The 15,343-nt window shown below is 45.2% G+C and carries 11 protein-coding genes; 4 read left to right on the forward strand and 7 right to left on the reverse strand.

Translation table 11 applies throughout. The features are described 5' to 3' along the window. Positions 1–6 precede the first annotated feature (6 nt). The 7 genes from ABNK31_RS08070 to ABNK31_RS08100 all read right to left on the reverse strand — a co-directional run bounded on the left by ABNK31_RS08070 (position 7) and on the right by ABNK31_RS08100 (position 10,090). Entirely contained in the window at positions 7–942 is a 936-nt protein-coding gene (locus ABNK31_RS08070; protein ID WP_418895151.1) for a hypothetical protein, read from the reverse strand. Next, a complete protein-coding gene (locus tag ABNK31_RS08075) occupies positions 942–2,411 on the reverse strand; it encodes a hypothetical protein (protein ID WP_418895152.1) in 1,470 nt (489 codons plus the stop codon). The genes ABNK31_RS08070 and ABNK31_RS08075 overlap by 1 nt, the downstream gene beginning before the upstream one ends. A gap of 97 nt (positions 2,412–2,508) precedes the next feature. Then, positions 2,509–5,994 (reverse strand): TonB-dependent receptor domain-containing protein, encoded by a 3,486-nt coding sequence (locus tag ABNK31_RS08080; protein WP_418895153.1) that lies wholly within the window; start codon positions 5,992–5,994, stop codon positions 2,509–2,511. A gap of 207 nt (positions 5,995–6,201) precedes the next feature. Next, the gene (locus tag ABNK31_RS08085) at positions 6,202–7,233 is read right to left on the reverse strand and encodes a FecR family protein (RefSeq protein ID WP_418895154.1); all 1,032 of its coding nucleotides are present in this window, start codon (positions 7,231–7,233) and stop codon (positions 6,202–6,204) included. A gap of 602 nt (positions 7,234–7,835) precedes the next feature. Beyond that, positions 7,836–8,468 (reverse strand): RNA polymerase sigma factor, encoded by a 633-nt coding sequence (locus ABNK31_RS08090; RefSeq protein WP_418895155.1) that lies wholly within the window; start codon positions 8,466–8,468, stop codon positions 7,836–7,838. Positions 8,469–8,697: 229 nt separating this feature from the next. Further along, complete coding sequence (locus tag ABNK31_RS08095; protein ID WP_418895156.1) at positions 8,698–9,294, reverse strand: RNA polymerase sigma factor; 597 nt, start codon at positions 9,292–9,294, stop codon at positions 8,698–8,700. A 268-nt stretch (positions 9,295–9,562) separates the two neighbouring features. Continuing rightward, the gene (locus tag ABNK31_RS08100) at positions 9,563–10,090 is read right to left on the reverse strand and encodes a dihydrofolate reductase family protein (protein WP_418895157.1); all 528 of its coding nucleotides are present in this window, start codon (positions 10,088–10,090) and stop codon (positions 9,563–9,565) included. Between the two features lie 768 nt (positions 10,091–10,858). On the opposite strand from ABNK31_RS08100, the gene ABNK31_RS08105 reads away from it, so the two are divergent. The 4 genes from ABNK31_RS08105 to ABNK31_RS08120 all read left to right on the forward strand — a co-directional run bounded on the left by ABNK31_RS08105 (position 10,859) and on the right by ABNK31_RS08120 (position 15,248). Beyond that, complete coding sequence (locus ABNK31_RS08105; protein WP_418895158.1) at positions 10,859–11,173, forward strand: hypothetical protein; 315 nt, start codon at positions 10,859–10,861, stop codon at positions 11,171–11,173. Positions 11,174–11,353: 180 nt separating this feature from the next. After that, positions 11,354–11,530, forward strand: coding sequence for a hypothetical protein (locus ABNK31_RS08110; RefSeq protein WP_418895159.1), 177 nt, complete (start codon positions 11,354–11,356; stop codon positions 11,528–11,530). Positions 11,531–11,593: 63 nt separating this feature from the next. Beyond that, positions 11,594–12,931: a radical SAM protein gene (locus ABNK31_RS08115; protein ID WP_418895160.1), complete on the forward strand. Its 1,338-nt coding sequence runs from the start codon at positions 11,594–11,596 to the stop codon at positions 12,929–12,931. After that, positions 12,924–15,248 carry an outer membrane beta-barrel family protein gene (locus ABNK31_RS08120; protein WP_418895161.1) on the forward strand — a complete coding sequence of 775 codons (2,325 nt, stop codon included), beginning with the start codon at positions 12,924–12,926 and terminating at the stop codon, positions 15,246–15,248. Before ABNK31_RS08115 ends, ABNK31_RS08120 begins: the two co-directional genes overlap by 8 nt. The last annotated feature ends 95 nt before the right edge of the window (positions 15,249–15,343 follow it).

A 15,343-nucleotide genomic window follows, 5' to 3' on the forward strand; every position in this document is an offset into this window, starting at 1 on the left:
TTTGAATTAATAAATCCTTCTGACCGTCAGTTGCAGGTTGGCGGGGATACCGGCGATTCTGTAGGTAACACTGCCATTGTTGTCGATGGCGTAGGGCGTTTTCACGCCCTGCTGCGCGGCAGAGAATCCACCTATTACAAAGTGGTAGCCTACGTCGTAGAGGGGATTGACACGTTGGGTGAACGCGATATCCCCCCCGCTGTCCAGCACTTCAAGCACTAATCTGTTATTGATGACCAGGCCGGTAGTATCCACACCCACATATTCGCTGTATGCGGCATAGCCGGCGCTTGCCCCTGTGTCGGTATAGCCGCCACTCCGTTTTCTGAAACGCACCGTCAGGTTTCCGGCATCGGGGCTGAGGTTCACCAGGCGGTAATTGAACCTGCCCGCATGTTCGGGCTTGCGGCTCTCCGGCACGTTGAACACCCGGTAGTCGGCGACCTTGTCGTCGCGCACCTTGTCGGTGAAATAAACCAGGTGGTAGCTGCGGGAAGGAAAATCCTGCTCCAGCGTTTGTATATTCACACCCAGGGTGTCGCCCATAAAGCTGATAATGCGCCGCCCCGCTGGCATCCGGTAGTAATACGCTGCCGTTTCGTCGCTTTCGGTCTGGGAGTTAGGGGTGGGATATTCATAGCTTATATTCTGCCCCGGATTAAAATAGGGATAAGTAGCAACTTGCAAACTATTGGTCAGATTCCAGCCTTTGTCGTCGGTCAGAATAGGGAAAAAGGCATAGCCGGCCGTCTGCCTGACAGCAGCCAGGTATTCCGAATGGGCGAAAAAGTTGACGGATGCCCCTTCGGGAATCACGGCGTCGAGATCGTCCTCCGAGCAGGAGGTCATCCCCAGGCCTGCTAAAAGAACGATAACGGTAGCCTTGAAAAATCTTTTTATCATATCTTTTGTTTTAATTATTACAAATACGCCATTCATCATTACTCCGGTTTTAGGGTTGTTTTTACGAGTTGCTGTCCGACGGCAAAATAAAGCTGCCCTTCGGCATCGCTGTTAATCAGCCGGGCATTGGCGGCAAAGGATGTCGCACTATGGCTGCCCGTGTCGAATCCTGCGGCATACGGCACTACCCGCTCGTAGGCCAGGTCGGTAACATAAAGTTCCGATACGCCGCCCTTGTTGCGGAAGTAAACAAAGGCATCCTTGCCTACCCGCAGGTGATCGTAACTGAGTACCGGCAAGGTGATAGTCCCGAAGAATCCGTTCAACAAGCCGAGGGGATTTTCCGAGGCGGTAGCCGATGCAAAGCTTTCTACGATTTTCGGGCTTTGCAGGTCGTAGCGGGCAATGGTTTGCTTGCTGTTATCGGATACATAGAAGAATCCGTCCTGCGGTGAAAGCAGCACCGTATCGAAATAACTGTCGCCGGCCAGCGGGGCGGGCAGCAGGGTATTGCCGTTCAGCGTATAGCGGTACTGCACGGTATGCGCGGCATCGATATAGGCGACACCCTGATTGCTTGCGCCGGTAATCCAGACGTACAGTCCTCCCTGTTCGTCGCATTGCAGGCGGCTAAAGGCAAGTTCCAGCGTGCCGAGCGCCTCTCCGTTCGCGTATGGGGCTTTCAGGCTGAGCGCCGGGGTCGGCTTTTTATTCAATACTTTCAGTTCATCCGTTGCCGGGGTATATTGTATCAGTTCGTAGGAGGTATTGGTACGCCCGGTAAAATAGAGCGTCTCCTCCGCCGGGTCGATGGCTGCCGCCTGCAGGTTCCGGATATCGAAACTGTTGCCGAAGGTTTCTTTCATCCGGTCGAGGCTCAGTAACGGGGCGGTAGCACCGTCTTTCACGCTGTAGAATGTTTTGTCCGAAGCGCGGTAGTAATAGAGGTTGCCCGTGCCGTTCTTTCCTTCCACCCAGGTAATGGCGCCGCTTGGCAGGGCGGTATAATCAACCAGCGCCAGTGTCCCTTCGAAGGCATAAGGCTCGAGGCTGGCGCCGGGGTTGAGGATCTCTATGCCCGGGCCGCTGATGCTGTACTGCCCGGAGGTAATGACAACGGGGCGGTCTTTACCGAAGCCCATTGCTTCGGCGACAAGCAACGTTATCTTGTCGACAGAGTCGTTCTCTAAAATCGTCTGCCTATTTTGTTCTTTTTCTTTTCGAATGATCCCGGCTTCCACTCCGCCGATTGTGATCGTCAGTGGCTGCCGCGGCTGCTGGAAACGTCCGTACAGTGTCAGTTCATCGCCCGGCAGGTAACGACCGGTGTAATCGTACTCCGCCCGTAAATCTATCTGGGGGAGTTCGTTGAGGGTGTCGTAATAGTCCTCCACATCGCTGTTGCAGGCGGAAAACGAGAGCAGAACGAAGCCCCCTATAATCCCCTTCAGGGGGATAAAAGCAAAACGTAAGAGCGTTTTCCGTATTTGTTTTAATTTGTTCGTCATATTTTATATAATTCAGAAATTTAATAATCCGGTTGTCCTTTGTATTTTTTCCGCCGCAGGGGTTGCGTTCTTTTTAACGGGTGTATGCGGCGTATCATCAAAACGAATAACTGAAACTCAGCGAATAGAACCGTCCGGTTTTGTATTCGTTAGTGATAATATCGTTGCCGTAATCCACGCCATAAGCGGCATCTTCATTGGAAAACCGCACATTGGGTTCGTACTTGTAGGTAAAGTTGCTGTCCTCGGCGATGCGGGTACTTTTGTCCAGCAGGTTCTGGATGCTGAATTTGAGGGAGATCCCTTTTCCGACACGTTGGGTCAGTGAAAAATCCATCTGCGTATCCGCCAGTTCGATCTGGCTACCCAGATAGCCTTTATCCCCATGCTGACCTTGGGAAAAATCCGTCCCCAGGTATCCGGTAGAGGCGGCATAAATGCGTTCCCCGATCCGGTTAAAGATAAGGGCGGCTTTGGTTCCGCTGCCGGCATTGTCGTAATACAGGCCGGCATTCAGGATATAGGGCGCCTGCCCTTGCAACTTGCGGGTAATAAAGGTATCTATGATTTTACTGCCGTCCGGGCTTATTCCTCTATTCTGCACGGTTACTTCACTGTGCAGCCAGGTATAGTTGGCAATGACCGAAAGGTCGCTAAAGATTTTCCCGGGGATAAAACTGAAATCTTTCCGCAGTTCCACTTCCACGCCTTTTATCGTGGCTTCCTCGCCGTTTCTCCAGGAAATGACCGGTAAGGTATAAGAAAATGCCATTTCTTTTGTAACGGTTCGTTCGATCGGCTTTTCGATTGTTTTGTAAAAGCCGCCGATGGAGAGCATATCACTCTTGCTGTCGCCGTAGGGATACCACTCGGCACGCAGGTCGTAATTGTCTGCTTTGGAACGTACCAAACCCGAATTACCCCGTATCGTCTGTCCGTTAAGGTAATCGGTTTCGGAAAAGGAAGACATTTCGCGGAACTCGGGCCGGTTGAGCGACTGCCCGTAAGCGGCGCGGAACACCCATTTACCGGTCGGTTTGTAGCTCACATTACCCGAAGGCAACCAGTCGGTGATCTCATTATCGACCAGTAAAGGCGCGTTTACGCCTCCCCGGTCGTTGGGACTCACATAAGCCGAAGCGACCTGCTGGCGGTCGTACTCGACACGCAGCCCCAGGGAGACATCCAGTTTTTCACCAAGTGGTTTCAGGTTGAAAAGGGCGTAGCCGCTGTGGAGCTGTTCGTCGGCTTTGTAGGAGTCGCTGCCCGACGTCCGGTCGAATACTTTCAGGGCGGAACCGTCGTCTTTCAGGTAATCGGTACTCCACACATTCCATAAGTCCTGCTCGGTATAATAGACCCGGTTGTAGTCCATATAGTCGCTCCCTGCCCCGACCTGCCAATCGTCCATTCCACCCTCGATATAACCGGCGGAGTTCAGGTCGCCCTCGTTCAGGGTGTATGTGCGGCGGTAGAGGGTGCGGTGGCGGTACTGGCTGTAAGTCCCGAGTTTGACGTTGAAACTTTTGGCGGCATTCCATGTATAATCGAGGGCGAAGTTGCCCGACTGTTCGGTATTGCGTGTCCAGCTGCGGGAGACCTTACCCATCAGCAGGTCGGTTAAACCATCCTCGTAGTGCGTCGCCCTTTCCAGCGCTACCCAGTTATAGTCGGGAAATACGCCGTTATAACTTCTGCCGTTTCTCATGTTGTCGAAGCGCAGCACGCGCTGGTCGGGCATGTCCTGTCGGGTGAAGATGTAGCCGGCGTTCCACTCGAGGCGGTGCCTGTCCCCGCCAAAGCGATGCTCCCCGCTGAAGTTGCCGCTGTAAAGGAAACGCTGCGTATAGGAGAGGATCACATTCTTCTTCCTGCCTTTAATTGACGTACTATAGTCCCATAAGCCGCCGAGCAGCTCCTGTGTCCCTGTGCTTTCATTCGGGACAAAAGGGCCGGCCGAAATACGGGTAATAGTCTGGTCCTGTCCCTGCTGGAGCAGGAAATTCTTAAAGCGCAGGCTGTGGCGGTCGTTGAGCCGCAGGCTGAAATTCTGTAACAGGCTCAGTTGCGCGTTGTCATTGTTGATATGGTCGTTATAGACTGAATTGATAGCTATCGGGATTTCACCGTGAGAGGCTTTCAGGAATCCCTGCATGCGGTCGGTCTGCCAGCCCTGGCTCTCTTTCTTGTAACTCAGGGAGCTGAGCATCGAGAGCGTTTTGCCGAAAACGGAAAAAGCGTCGTAGTAATTGGCTGTAATCTGCACATCGGGAAGGGCTTTGACCTTGCCGTACTCCAATATATTGGAGAAACTTTCAGCATAAGTCTGCTGGCTGATCTGCGCCCTGGAGAAATTGCCGTAGCCGGGCACCGATTTGGGTAATGCCCGTGTACCGTCGTCGAAACCCAGGATATCGTATTTCCCACCTTTATAGGTCAGCAGGTCTTTGAAGGTGGAGTTTTCACGGACACCGAGCTGCACGTCCAGGTCGAAATGCCTGACGGCCGTTGCATCCTTCGTGTAGATCTTTACCGCACCACCGGTCATATCCGACAGCAAGTCCGCCGAAGGCGACTTATAGACCACGATTTTGTCGATCACCCGCGTAGGGATCAGGTTCAGGGCGAAAGCCCGGCTATTGATTTCAGTGCTGGGGGCTACATTATCATTCAGGTAGTTCAGGTTGTAGCGTTCGTTCATCCCGCGCACCACCACGAACTTGTTATCGCGGATGCTGACGCCCGACACTTTGGCGACCGCGTCGGCGGCATTGCGGTCGGCAGTACGGCTGATCTGTTCCGATGAAATACCGGAAGCGACAACCTGTAAAGCTTTTATTTCCTGCACCATCAACTTTTCGGTCATGTGGGGCACCGAGCTTCGCTGGCGACGGACGCTGCTGATGACTACCTCGTCCAGCAGCTTGCTGTCAACCGACAGTGTGACATCGTACGTGGCGGTGCGGTTGGCGGGGATGTTTACCGTCACCGGCTGTGTCGTGTAGCCCATGTAGGCTACCTCTATGGTCTGGTGCCCGGCGGGGACGTTATCGAAGCTGTAGTAGCCGTCGAGGTCGGTCATGGTGCCGCGGTCGGTTCCCAGTATTCTCACCGTCGCGCCAGGCAGCGGTTCGGAAGTTTCGGCTTCAACGACACGCCCTTTAAGGTTTCCGCTGCCTTGTCCTCTCGGCTCGTTGGCGGGTTGTGCCGCCGCTGCCGGTTTTTCATCGATCAGCACATGTTCGCCTTTCTGTGTATAGCGCAGGTTCGTGCTGCCCAATGCTTCTGTGATGGCCGCTTTTACGGAAATATTACCTTGCTTGATGCTGACCTTTACCGAAGCGTATTTGTTTACATCTTCCCCGTAGACAAATTTGATGGAACTCTGTTTCTGTATCTCTGCAAAAACGTCTTTAATAGAGACATTATCTATATTCAGATTGATTTTTACGGTTGCCAGATCTTGGCTTTTAATCGTTTGCGGTAATAAAAGCAAGACTATCCATAAGCCCGGAAGCAGGAATATCCTGTTGTTTTGCTTTAAAATTTGTTCAAAACGAAATAGCAAAGCTATTTTTTGCATATCTTTATCGATTATTTATGGATTAAAATTCTTTGATCTGTAAATTATGTGGATTGCATCGAGCCGGCATGTGTCAAATTGTCACGGCTTTTTGCTTCTTTAAAGCGTCCCGGCTGCAATGGGACGCTTTTCCCTTTTGGGAATTTCCTACGTGTATTCATCTTTGTTCTTTTTATTGTTCATTTCTAAATCTTTGAATTTCTTTAATCAATTTTCGTCCCTGATTACAAACTTTTTTCCGTCGTCGGTCGTCTCATACCTGAATTTCCCTACGAAACCGAGCATGTCCAGTATTTCGGTAACCGCTTCACCTGCTGCAAAGGTTCCACTGACCCGATGGTTCGCTATTTTCTGATCGGAAAATCCTATTTGTACGCCGTATCTTCCTTCCAATTGTCTGGCGATAAGGCTCATCGTTTGTTCGTTGAATATGAGTGTGCCGGATTTCCACTGTTCCAGGCTGTGCACATCCACCTCTCCGGTTTTTACTTCGCCGGTTTGCGGGTTGTAGTTTACTTTCAGTCCGCGTGTGAGTAATACCGGTTCGGCTGCTTTTTCTTCGTTGACGGATCGTACGCTTACTTTACCGGTAGCGACTGCTACCTCCTGTTCCTGTCCCGCGAAAGCCGTTACTTTAAAAGACGTACCCAACACACGGGTTTCCATATTTCCGGAACGGATGGTAAATGGCCTTGCTTCATCGCGTTTTACATCAAAAAAGGCTTCTCCCTGTAGCTCTATATTCCTCCCCGTTTTGGAAAACGTTTCGGGATATTTCAATGTACTTCCCGCCGCCAGATACACCTCCGTGCTGTCGGGCAGCAAGTGCCGTTCGGGAAGTCCGCCGGAATTGGTGATCTCTACATACTGTGGTTGGTTACCCCCGAAATACCCTCCTTTGGGGCCTTGCCATAAGACTAAGGTTGTCAGCACCAATATACCTGCGAAAACTGCTGCATAACTTCCCCAACGGATGAAGTTAACAGAAAAAGGGCGACGCCTCTCGTAAGCGGCTATCCGTTCCTGCATCTCCGCCTGTTTCGCACGGACAAGCTCCTGCATGGCTTCGTCTTCTTCCGGCGGATTGTTCCAATCGGCAGCCTCCCGTTCTTCGAGCAATTCGTCCAGCATCTGTTGTCCCTTTTTGCTTTTCAGCAACAGGTTGACTTGCACCAGTTCCTCCTTTGTGCAACGTCCCGCTATAAAATCCTCCAACAATTGCCTTTCAGCCTTTTCCATTGTTACTATTCTTTATCTTTATTTCAATTCAATATGTCCTTCTATATATAAAGACGCAAAAAACATAGCACCACCACCTATTGAAAATGAAATATTTTTCATCTTTTTCTGTTTTTTTCGTTTTGAGGTGTTTTTTCCGCATCTTCAAATACCTTAAAGAACTTTTTTCATCGAGGCGATCTTTTTCTTTAATTCGATTAAGATGCCCTCTATATATAAAGACGCAAAAAACATAGCACCACCACCTATTGAAAATGAAATATTTTTCATCTTTTTCTGTTTTCCTCGTTTTGAGGCGTTTTTTTCGCATCTTCCAATACCTTAAAGAACTTTTTCCATCGAGGCGATCTTTTTCTTTAATTCGATTAAGATGCCCTTCTATATATAAAGACGCAAAAAACATGGCACCACCACCTATTGAAAATGAAATATTTTTTCATCTTTTTTTATTGCCGTTGTTTTTAGCTGTTTATAAGGATTTTTTCTTGTCATAAATGACAATTATTCTCCATTTTCGATCAAAGGAGAATCTTGCGGGAAGAAAACCGATAGGATAATAGCCGCTTAGTGGCGATACTCACAAAGAAAGGTTTTGAATTGATTCAAAAAAGGAATAACAGGCCGGGGAAGGATAGAAGGAAAACCAACAGCGTTGGGAAATATTCTTTCATATTGACGCGCAGACCGTCTAATGCGGCGACCATATAGTTTTCGACAGTATTCTCCGAAAGATTTAATTTCCGGGCGATTTCGGAATAACTGAGGTGTTCGTAACGGTTAAGTATAAATACCTGACGGCGGCGGGGACTTAATTTTTTCAGTGCGGCGTAATACACATCCCTGGCTTCTTCGGATATTAGCCGGTAATCGCTTGACCTGCCGACCTGACATTCCTCTTTTACTTCCTCCAGACCAAGAGTGGCGGGGAGTTCTTTACGGAAGTAGGAAATGACGGAATTACGGACGGCACGGAACAGGTAGTTTGAAAAAGTGCCTTTAATGGTTAGCTGTCCACGTTTTACCCAAAGGTTGAACATCATATCCATACACAGCTCTTCGGCTTGCATCGTATCTTTGATATAGCGGGAAGCAAAGCGAAGGATACGCGGATAATAGCGGCTGAACAGTTCGTCGTAAGACCGCATGTCGTCCTTGTGGCAAAGTTGCCACAGTTCACTGTCTGACATGCTTTTATAATCCGGATTATCTGCCACCACCATTAATATAAATATCACAATATAGAGGGTACAAATATGGTCATTCTATATTATCAGAACATTTCTTATTTGTTAACATTATATTAATTATTTTCATCCAGGCAGGAAACTAAACCTTAAACCATCATGGATAGGATTTTACCGGAGTGATTCAGTAAATTTTGGAGCCGGTCGTAAACGGACTTACAGAAAGTAATCTTTGAAATGGGAGGTTGCGGGTTCTCCGGAGGTAATTTCCCGGATTGGGTCAAAAAACGAATAGAAGAAGAATGAATGCCATCGGGAGGTATTCTTTCATATTGGAACGCAGGCCGTCCAACGCGGCGACCATGTAGTTCTGGATGGTGTTCTCCGAAAGATTTAACTTCCGGGCGATTTCGGAGTAGCTGAGGTGTTCATAGCGGCTCAGCATAAATACCTGACGGCGGCGGGGACTTAATTTTTTCAGTGCGGCGTTGTACACTTGTTCAACTTCTTCGGACAACAGCCAATAGTCGCTTGGCCTGCTGACCTGGGATTCCTCTTTTACTTCCTCCAGACCAAGAGTGGCGGGGATTTCTTTACGCAGGTGGGAAATGACCGAGTTACGGACGGCACAGAACAGGTAGTTGGACAGGTCGTCGTTGATGGTTAGTTCTTCACGCTTTACCCAGAGGTTGAACATCATATCCATGCACAACTCTTCGGCTTGCATGGTATCTTTGATATAGCGCGAGGCGTGGCGGAGCATGCGCGGATAATAGCGGCTGAACAGTTCGTCGTAAGACCGCATGTCGTTTTCGCGGCAGAGTTGCCACAATTCACTGTCTGACAATTTTTTATAATCCGCTTTATTTAAAACCATAATCCATTATGATTATTACAAAATACCGGATACAAAAATAGGTATTACATTCCGGGAAAATATTTCATTTCTATTAAGTTTTTGTTTCGTATTTGTCACACACCAAGCATTCTTTACAACGTACTGATTAGCACAATTAAAAAACAGCCGGCAATAATAGTGTGCAGCGATAGATAGAAGATATCTATCGCAAAAATGGGTAAGAAGTTTTCTCCTTTTAGGCAACAAGCATGTTACACTGCGAAAATAAAACGGTTATCCGTTATCGTTATTGCCGGTGATAAGTTGCCTGTAATACCCCGTTTGGGTAAGGCTTGCTAACGGTCAGTTCCCATTTCGATTCCTTATCTTGTCCGGGAAACAGGGAAACACCTTTGCCAAGGATCACGGGAATATGGAGTATCCGTATCTCATCTATCAGGTTAGCCGAAAGCAGTATGGATGTCAGTTCCCCGCCGCCGGCAATTCCAATGTTTTTCCCTTCCTGTTTACAAAGTTCTGCAATCGTTTCGGTAATGTTCTCCGTTATAAAACGGACGCCTTGTTTTGCACCCCAATCGTGGTGCGATACCACATAGGTTTGTTGTTCCTTGTACGGCCAGATCACATCCATATTCAACAATTCACGGTAGGTTCGTCCACCCATGATAACGGTGTCAATGGCAGACAAAAAATCGTTGTGCCCGTAGTCTGTTCTTTCCGGGTTAGGGAAACCGGTAAGCCATTCGAGGCTGCCGTCGCGTTCCGCAATGTAGCCGTCAAGTGATACGGCCATGTAAAGGATAATCTTCTTCATGTCTTTTTATTTTTACGTGTTAAAAAACTCCCGTTGTCTGGTTCGCCGATGACACGCAAAAAAAAGCGTGGGACTCACAACCATCCCGCCGCGAGGTACTGGAATACCCAAGAGGAAATAGGAGCAAGTATCCCACGCAATACCAAATGGTATAGCATGAACGCTTGCTGTTCCTCTTGCCTTGTAAATTTCCAGTTTTCGCGGCAGATTCAGCGAACATCATGTATATAAATGAGCGGCGCTAATGCCACTCCGTACTTTTCAAAATACTTCTGCAAATATACTTATTGTTTCCTAAAACGGGTAAAAAAGAAGATGTAAATTTAACCCCATTCGCAAGTTATCAGAAAGGAAAGATCAATGAAAAATTCTTTGTTTATTTATAAACAATCTGTATCTTTGCATACAGATAACAGAGTTATTTGAAAGCATGAAGAACTAAGTGTATATCAGCACTTTCTCATTTACTTATCCGTTGCCTTTTTCATGCGAAATTTCCACAAGTTGCTGAAAGTCAAGCAAAATTCCTTTGACTGCAACAATAGTACACGATAATTTTAGATGTTCAAGGCACATACGTTTAAATAATACTAAAATCGTCGATTTTTTTTTGCAGGAGTATTTTTTCCCCGAAAGAAAACCATTACCTTTGTCATCGTTGATCGTATCGAAATGATAAAGGACGATATGGATTTAGCAATAAAACGCGGCGAGCGGATTATTATGAAGCATACCATACCCTGATACTGCGTTTAGAAGAGGTAAATAATGAAAATAAAAATAAGCATCCTGCGGGAGAAGATCATCGGACACCTGATGCGGATTCTGCACCTCTTGTCGTCGCCGGAAACCATGGCCGTTTTCCGCACGGAAAGCGTTTACTGTCCGGTTACGGATTGCATGCCTGTTTTTTCACTTGCGTACTGCTCCAGGAAAAAACCGACTTTCCCCCTGCACCCTGTAAAACACAACAAACCCTTAAGCCTTCTCGGCAAAAACAACTTGGATAGTTCGGTTGCGGCCGTTTTTATCGATTCCGGCGGTTGCAGCCCGGTAAGAAAAACAATATTTTTCCCTTTTTAGAAATTGAGATGACGGCAAATTCCGTTCTTGCGGAATTAGCCGATAAGTCGCTGAAGTGAAGCAAAAAAATAGTAGGCGACGCAACAGTTTTCAACCGGTGTATTACCGGGAAACTATATCAAGAATGGGCGCGGAGCCCTAAAAGCGTAAAGAGTAGAAAAATTTTTAAAATTATTTTAGATGAAAATCTCAAAAATTGACATTATGGAGATTGTTCCGGCTAATGATGTGCTGATGGATGATCTTGACAACATCAAAGGTGGAAGAGAAAGTGCTTTTCATGTTTGTTTAAAAGGTTGTGTTGGTGGAGAAACTAAACCGAAAGAAGAAGAAGTAGAAGTTGTGAAAAATCCCTAAAATCAGCTAATGTGGCAGGAGTGTTTGTTTTGCAAATACTCCTGCTTTAAATTGTGTGTGGATATGAAATGGTCTAACTATAACATATTGTTCTATTCCGATAAACTCGGATATCGTTTGTTTAATTCCAGGATGTTATCATTTTCAAAAATCAGCAAGGAAACGTTTGAGTTGTTTTCTAAAATAAGGGATAATAAAATTATTGCAGAAGAAGTCTTGAATAGGTCTGATTACGATAAGTTAGTAAAAACAAAAGTTATTGTTACTGACCATGAGGATAATAATTATTTAAATACTTTGAAATATCGAAAGACAATACAATCTTATAATACTAAATCATTAGGTATCATACTTTGCCCGACACTTTCTTGTAATTTTGCTTGTCCCTATTGTTATGAGCATAATCTTCCTAATAATACAATGAGAGAGCCTGTTCAGGATGAGTTGATAAAGTTTATAAATAAAAAATCGGAAGATTTTCAAGACCTAACTTTAAATTGGCATGGCGGGGAGCCGCTAATAGCTTTTGAGACAATAAAACAGATCTACATGAAGATCGAAAACAACTCAAAACTACACATAGGGCATTCATCAATGGTCTCAAATGGCTATTTGCTGTCGCAATCTGTTTGTAATTTCTTTCATGAAAAGAAATTGGATTATCTCCAAATAACGATAGATGGCAGTAAAGACATTCACAATAAAACTCGAAAACTAAAAAATGGACAATCTTCATTTGAAAGAATTATCGAGAATATTGATATGGCTACGGATTTAATGCCTAATTGTTGTATTGGAATAAGAACGAATATAGGGAAAAGCAATAGGGAAGACTATATTCAATTATATTTTGAGCTTTCCAAAAGATGGGCCGGGAAGAATTGTAATATATACCATACTTATGTTCTTGATAATAGTGTGAATACATGTGAGAAAAGAAGAATCTCTTTAGAACTCACGACAGAAGAAAAGAATAATTTTGAGGTAATGCTTGCACAGAATGGCATTAAAACGAAGAAATCTCTTTATCCTAAAATGGATTGTAGCTTATATACATGTATGGATTGTAGCTTATATACATGTATGGATGACAATGCCTATGTTGTTGACCCTAACGGATTCTTATATAAATGTTGGGCAGATGTCGGTATTATGGACAGATCTATAGGCACACTTGAGTCTGGTATTACAAACTACAATATTGTCTCTCAATTCATGATTGCTACAGACAAATTCTCCGACGAAAAATGTTTGAAATGTTGTTATTTACCTGTTTGTGATGGAGGTTGTAATTTGTATAGAGTGGGGAATATCGAAAAAGGCATTCCTTACAATGTATGCAATATAAATGACGAAGGGTTGATTAAATATTTAGAAACCTATATGGAGACTTATGAATAACTATAGGATTGTATGTATTTTCGCCTTATTTCTCTGTGCCACAGCAGGATTTCCGGAAAATATTTCAGGCTATGTAAAGGATAGGAGTAACGCAGTTGTGTCTTTTGCCAACATTGTGCTGATTAACAAAAATGACTCTTCTTTTATTGCCGGCTCCGTCAGCGATAATACGGGTTTTTTCACGATATCTCCTCCGGTAGGAATCAAAACCGAATCCATATTGATAAAAGTTTCTTATTTAGGTTATAAAACCGCTTACTTGAAGCCGGTTTCCGGCATACAGAATATCGTGTTGGAAGAAGATTCACACGTTTTGGTCGAAGTGATGGTGAAAGCAAGAAAACCTTCGTATCGGCTCACCTCGGAAGGAATAACAACCAATGTATCCGGTACGTTACTAAGCCGCCTGGGGTCGGGAAATGATGTGTTGGCACATATTCCGGGCGTTTATAAGAAAGAAGATGGATTTGAAGTCTTAGGGAAAGGCTCACCGGAGATTTACCTCAATGGACGCAAACTTTATAATTTGTCAGAGTTGGAAGACTTAAAATCAGAGGATATAAAGAATGTGGAAGTCATTACGACTCCTGGAGCCAAATATAGTGCTACGGTAAGAGCCGTAATTAGGATTCAAACCGTCAAACCTGTTGGAGAAGGCTTTGGTGCAAATATACGTAGTAGCTACTACCAAGGTGCCAATGCGGATTTTGTGGAGCAATTGAGTTGGAATTATCGAAATAAGAAACTTGATTTGTTTGGCAACCATTCGTATTTAAACCAAACCACACGCGCACAGTCCGAGTTGACGCAATACATCAATTCCGATACTTTATGGCAACAGGTTATAGAACAACTTGGATTTTATAAAAACATAAAACTCACGAACAGTTTGGGTGTAAACTATTTACTGGATAAAAACAACCAAATAGGGCTTAAATATACAATTATAACACAGCCGGATATTCGCAATAAGGGAACATTGCAGTCGGACATCTTGGCCAATGGTGTGTCTTTCGACAATCTAATAAGTGATAATCGTGAAACCATTTCTTCTGTTCCAGTCCATCAGATCAATACGTATTATAAAGGTAACATAGGGAAAGTGTCTTTGGACGTAGAGGCCGATTACCTTTATAATAAAAGAAACGAATATGCTACATACAACGAGCAGAGTGCTTATCAAGAATCGCGTTTGGTAAACTCATATAGCCGGACACGGAATGAGCTGTTTGCTTCCAAATTCGTTTTAGGTTTTAAGGCAGGAGCGACAGAGATTTCGCTTGGAGCAGAATTTACCTCAACGACTCGCTACGATATGTATGATAATACGGAAGGATATATAGATGCCTCCAATAATGAAATAAAGGAGCGGCACATCAGTCCGTTTGCCTATTTGAGTAGCCAATTATCCTTCGGACAGCTCACAGTCGGATTACGTTATGAGCATGTATGGTCTGACTATCGTGAGAACACGAAGCATATTGACTCGCAAAGTCGTAAATATGGAAATCTATTTCCCAATTTAACCTTTGCCACGCAACTCGGTAAGAATCAGATGATGTTCAGTTATTCATTAAAGACGCGACGCCCTGCGTATTCTCAACTGAGCAATAACATTACGTATGGCAATCGGTTTACTTATCAAACAGGTAATCCTTTTCTCCGGCAGGAGCGAATACATGATTTGTCACTGGCGGTTGTGCGGAACTTTGTACAGATGAGTATAGGTTATAACGACCGGAGAAATGCCATCATATATTCTACTGAAATGTATAAGGGTTCCGGTTCTATATCTCTGTATTCATTTGAAAATATCAACAGCATAAAATCAGCCTCGTTGCAGGCTGCGTTGTCTCCACAGATAGGAATCTGGACCCCCGCACTGAGTTTAGGTGTGACCAAGCAATGGTTTTCTGTAAACACCCAAAGTGGAAATATAAAGATGAATTCGCCTATTTTAAACGCATCATGGTCAAATACCCTGGATTTTGGGAAAAGCTGGATGGGCAAAGTGGATATGAGTTATACCTCCCGTGGAGACAATGAAAACTGCAAAATGACAAGAGCCGTATTTATCACGGATGCCACGATCTACAAGAATTGGCTCAACAACCGGTTATCGTTAGCTGTCGGGGTTTCGGACGTCTTCCATTCGCAAAAGGAGGGGAATGATTTATTCTTCTATCAAACATCGACGTCGCAAATCAGTTGGACGGATAGCCGGGAGTTTTTTGTGACGTTGCGGTATAAATTTAATACGACTAAAAGTAGATACAAAGGTACTGGCGCAGGAAGAAGCGAGGCGGACAGATTTTAATGCTTGAATAATTCTACCCGGTTTGAGTTATCAATGGCAAAATAAATTAGTATCAAGGTCTACAAAAGACTATCGATAACAGTGATTCGGATTCC

Origin of the sequence: Limibacterium fermenti (assembly GCF_041902845.1) — a bacterium.
Classification (GTDB): Bacteria; Bacteroidota; Bacteroidia; order Bacteroidales; family Dysgonomonadaceae; genus Limibacterium; species Limibacterium fermenti.

Coding starts and splice junctions, on each gene's coding strand:
- ABNK31_RS08070 (WP_418895151.1), bottom strand. CDS start 942: ATGATGAATGGCGTATTTGTAATAATTAAAACAAAAGATATGATAAAA.
- ABNK31_RS08075 (WP_418895152.1), bottom strand. CDS start 2,411: ATGACGAACAAATTAAAACAAATACGGAAAACGCTCTTACGTTTTGCT.
- ABNK31_RS08080 (WP_418895153.1), bottom strand. CDS start 5,994: ATGCAAAAAATAGCTTTGCTATTTCGTTTTGAACAAATTTTAAAGCAA.
- ABNK31_RS08085 (WP_418895154.1), bottom strand. CDS start 7,233: ATGGAAAAGGCTGAAAGGCAATTGTTGGAGGATTTTATAGCGGGACGT.
- ABNK31_RS08095 (WP_418895156.1), bottom strand. CDS start 9,294: ATGGTTTTAAATAAAGCGGATTATAAAAAATTGTCAGACAGTGAATTG.
- ABNK31_RS08100 (WP_418895157.1), bottom strand. CDS start 10,090: ATGAAGAAGATTATCCTTTACATGGCCGTATCACTTGACGGCTACATT.
- ABNK31_RS08105 (WP_418895158.1), top strand. CDS start 10,859: ATGAAAATAAAAATAAGCATCCTGCGGGAGAAGATCATCGGACACCTG.
- ABNK31_RS08110 (WP_418895159.1), top strand. CDS start 11,354: ATGAAAATCTCAAAAATTGACATTATGGAGATTGTTCCGGCTAATGAT.
- ABNK31_RS08115 (WP_418895160.1), top strand. CDS start 11,594: ATGAAATGGTCTAACTATAACATATTGTTCTATTCCGATAAACTCGGA.
- ABNK31_RS08120 (WP_418895161.1), top strand. CDS start 12,924: ATGAATAACTATAGGATTGTATGTATTTTCGCCTTATTTCTCTGTGCC.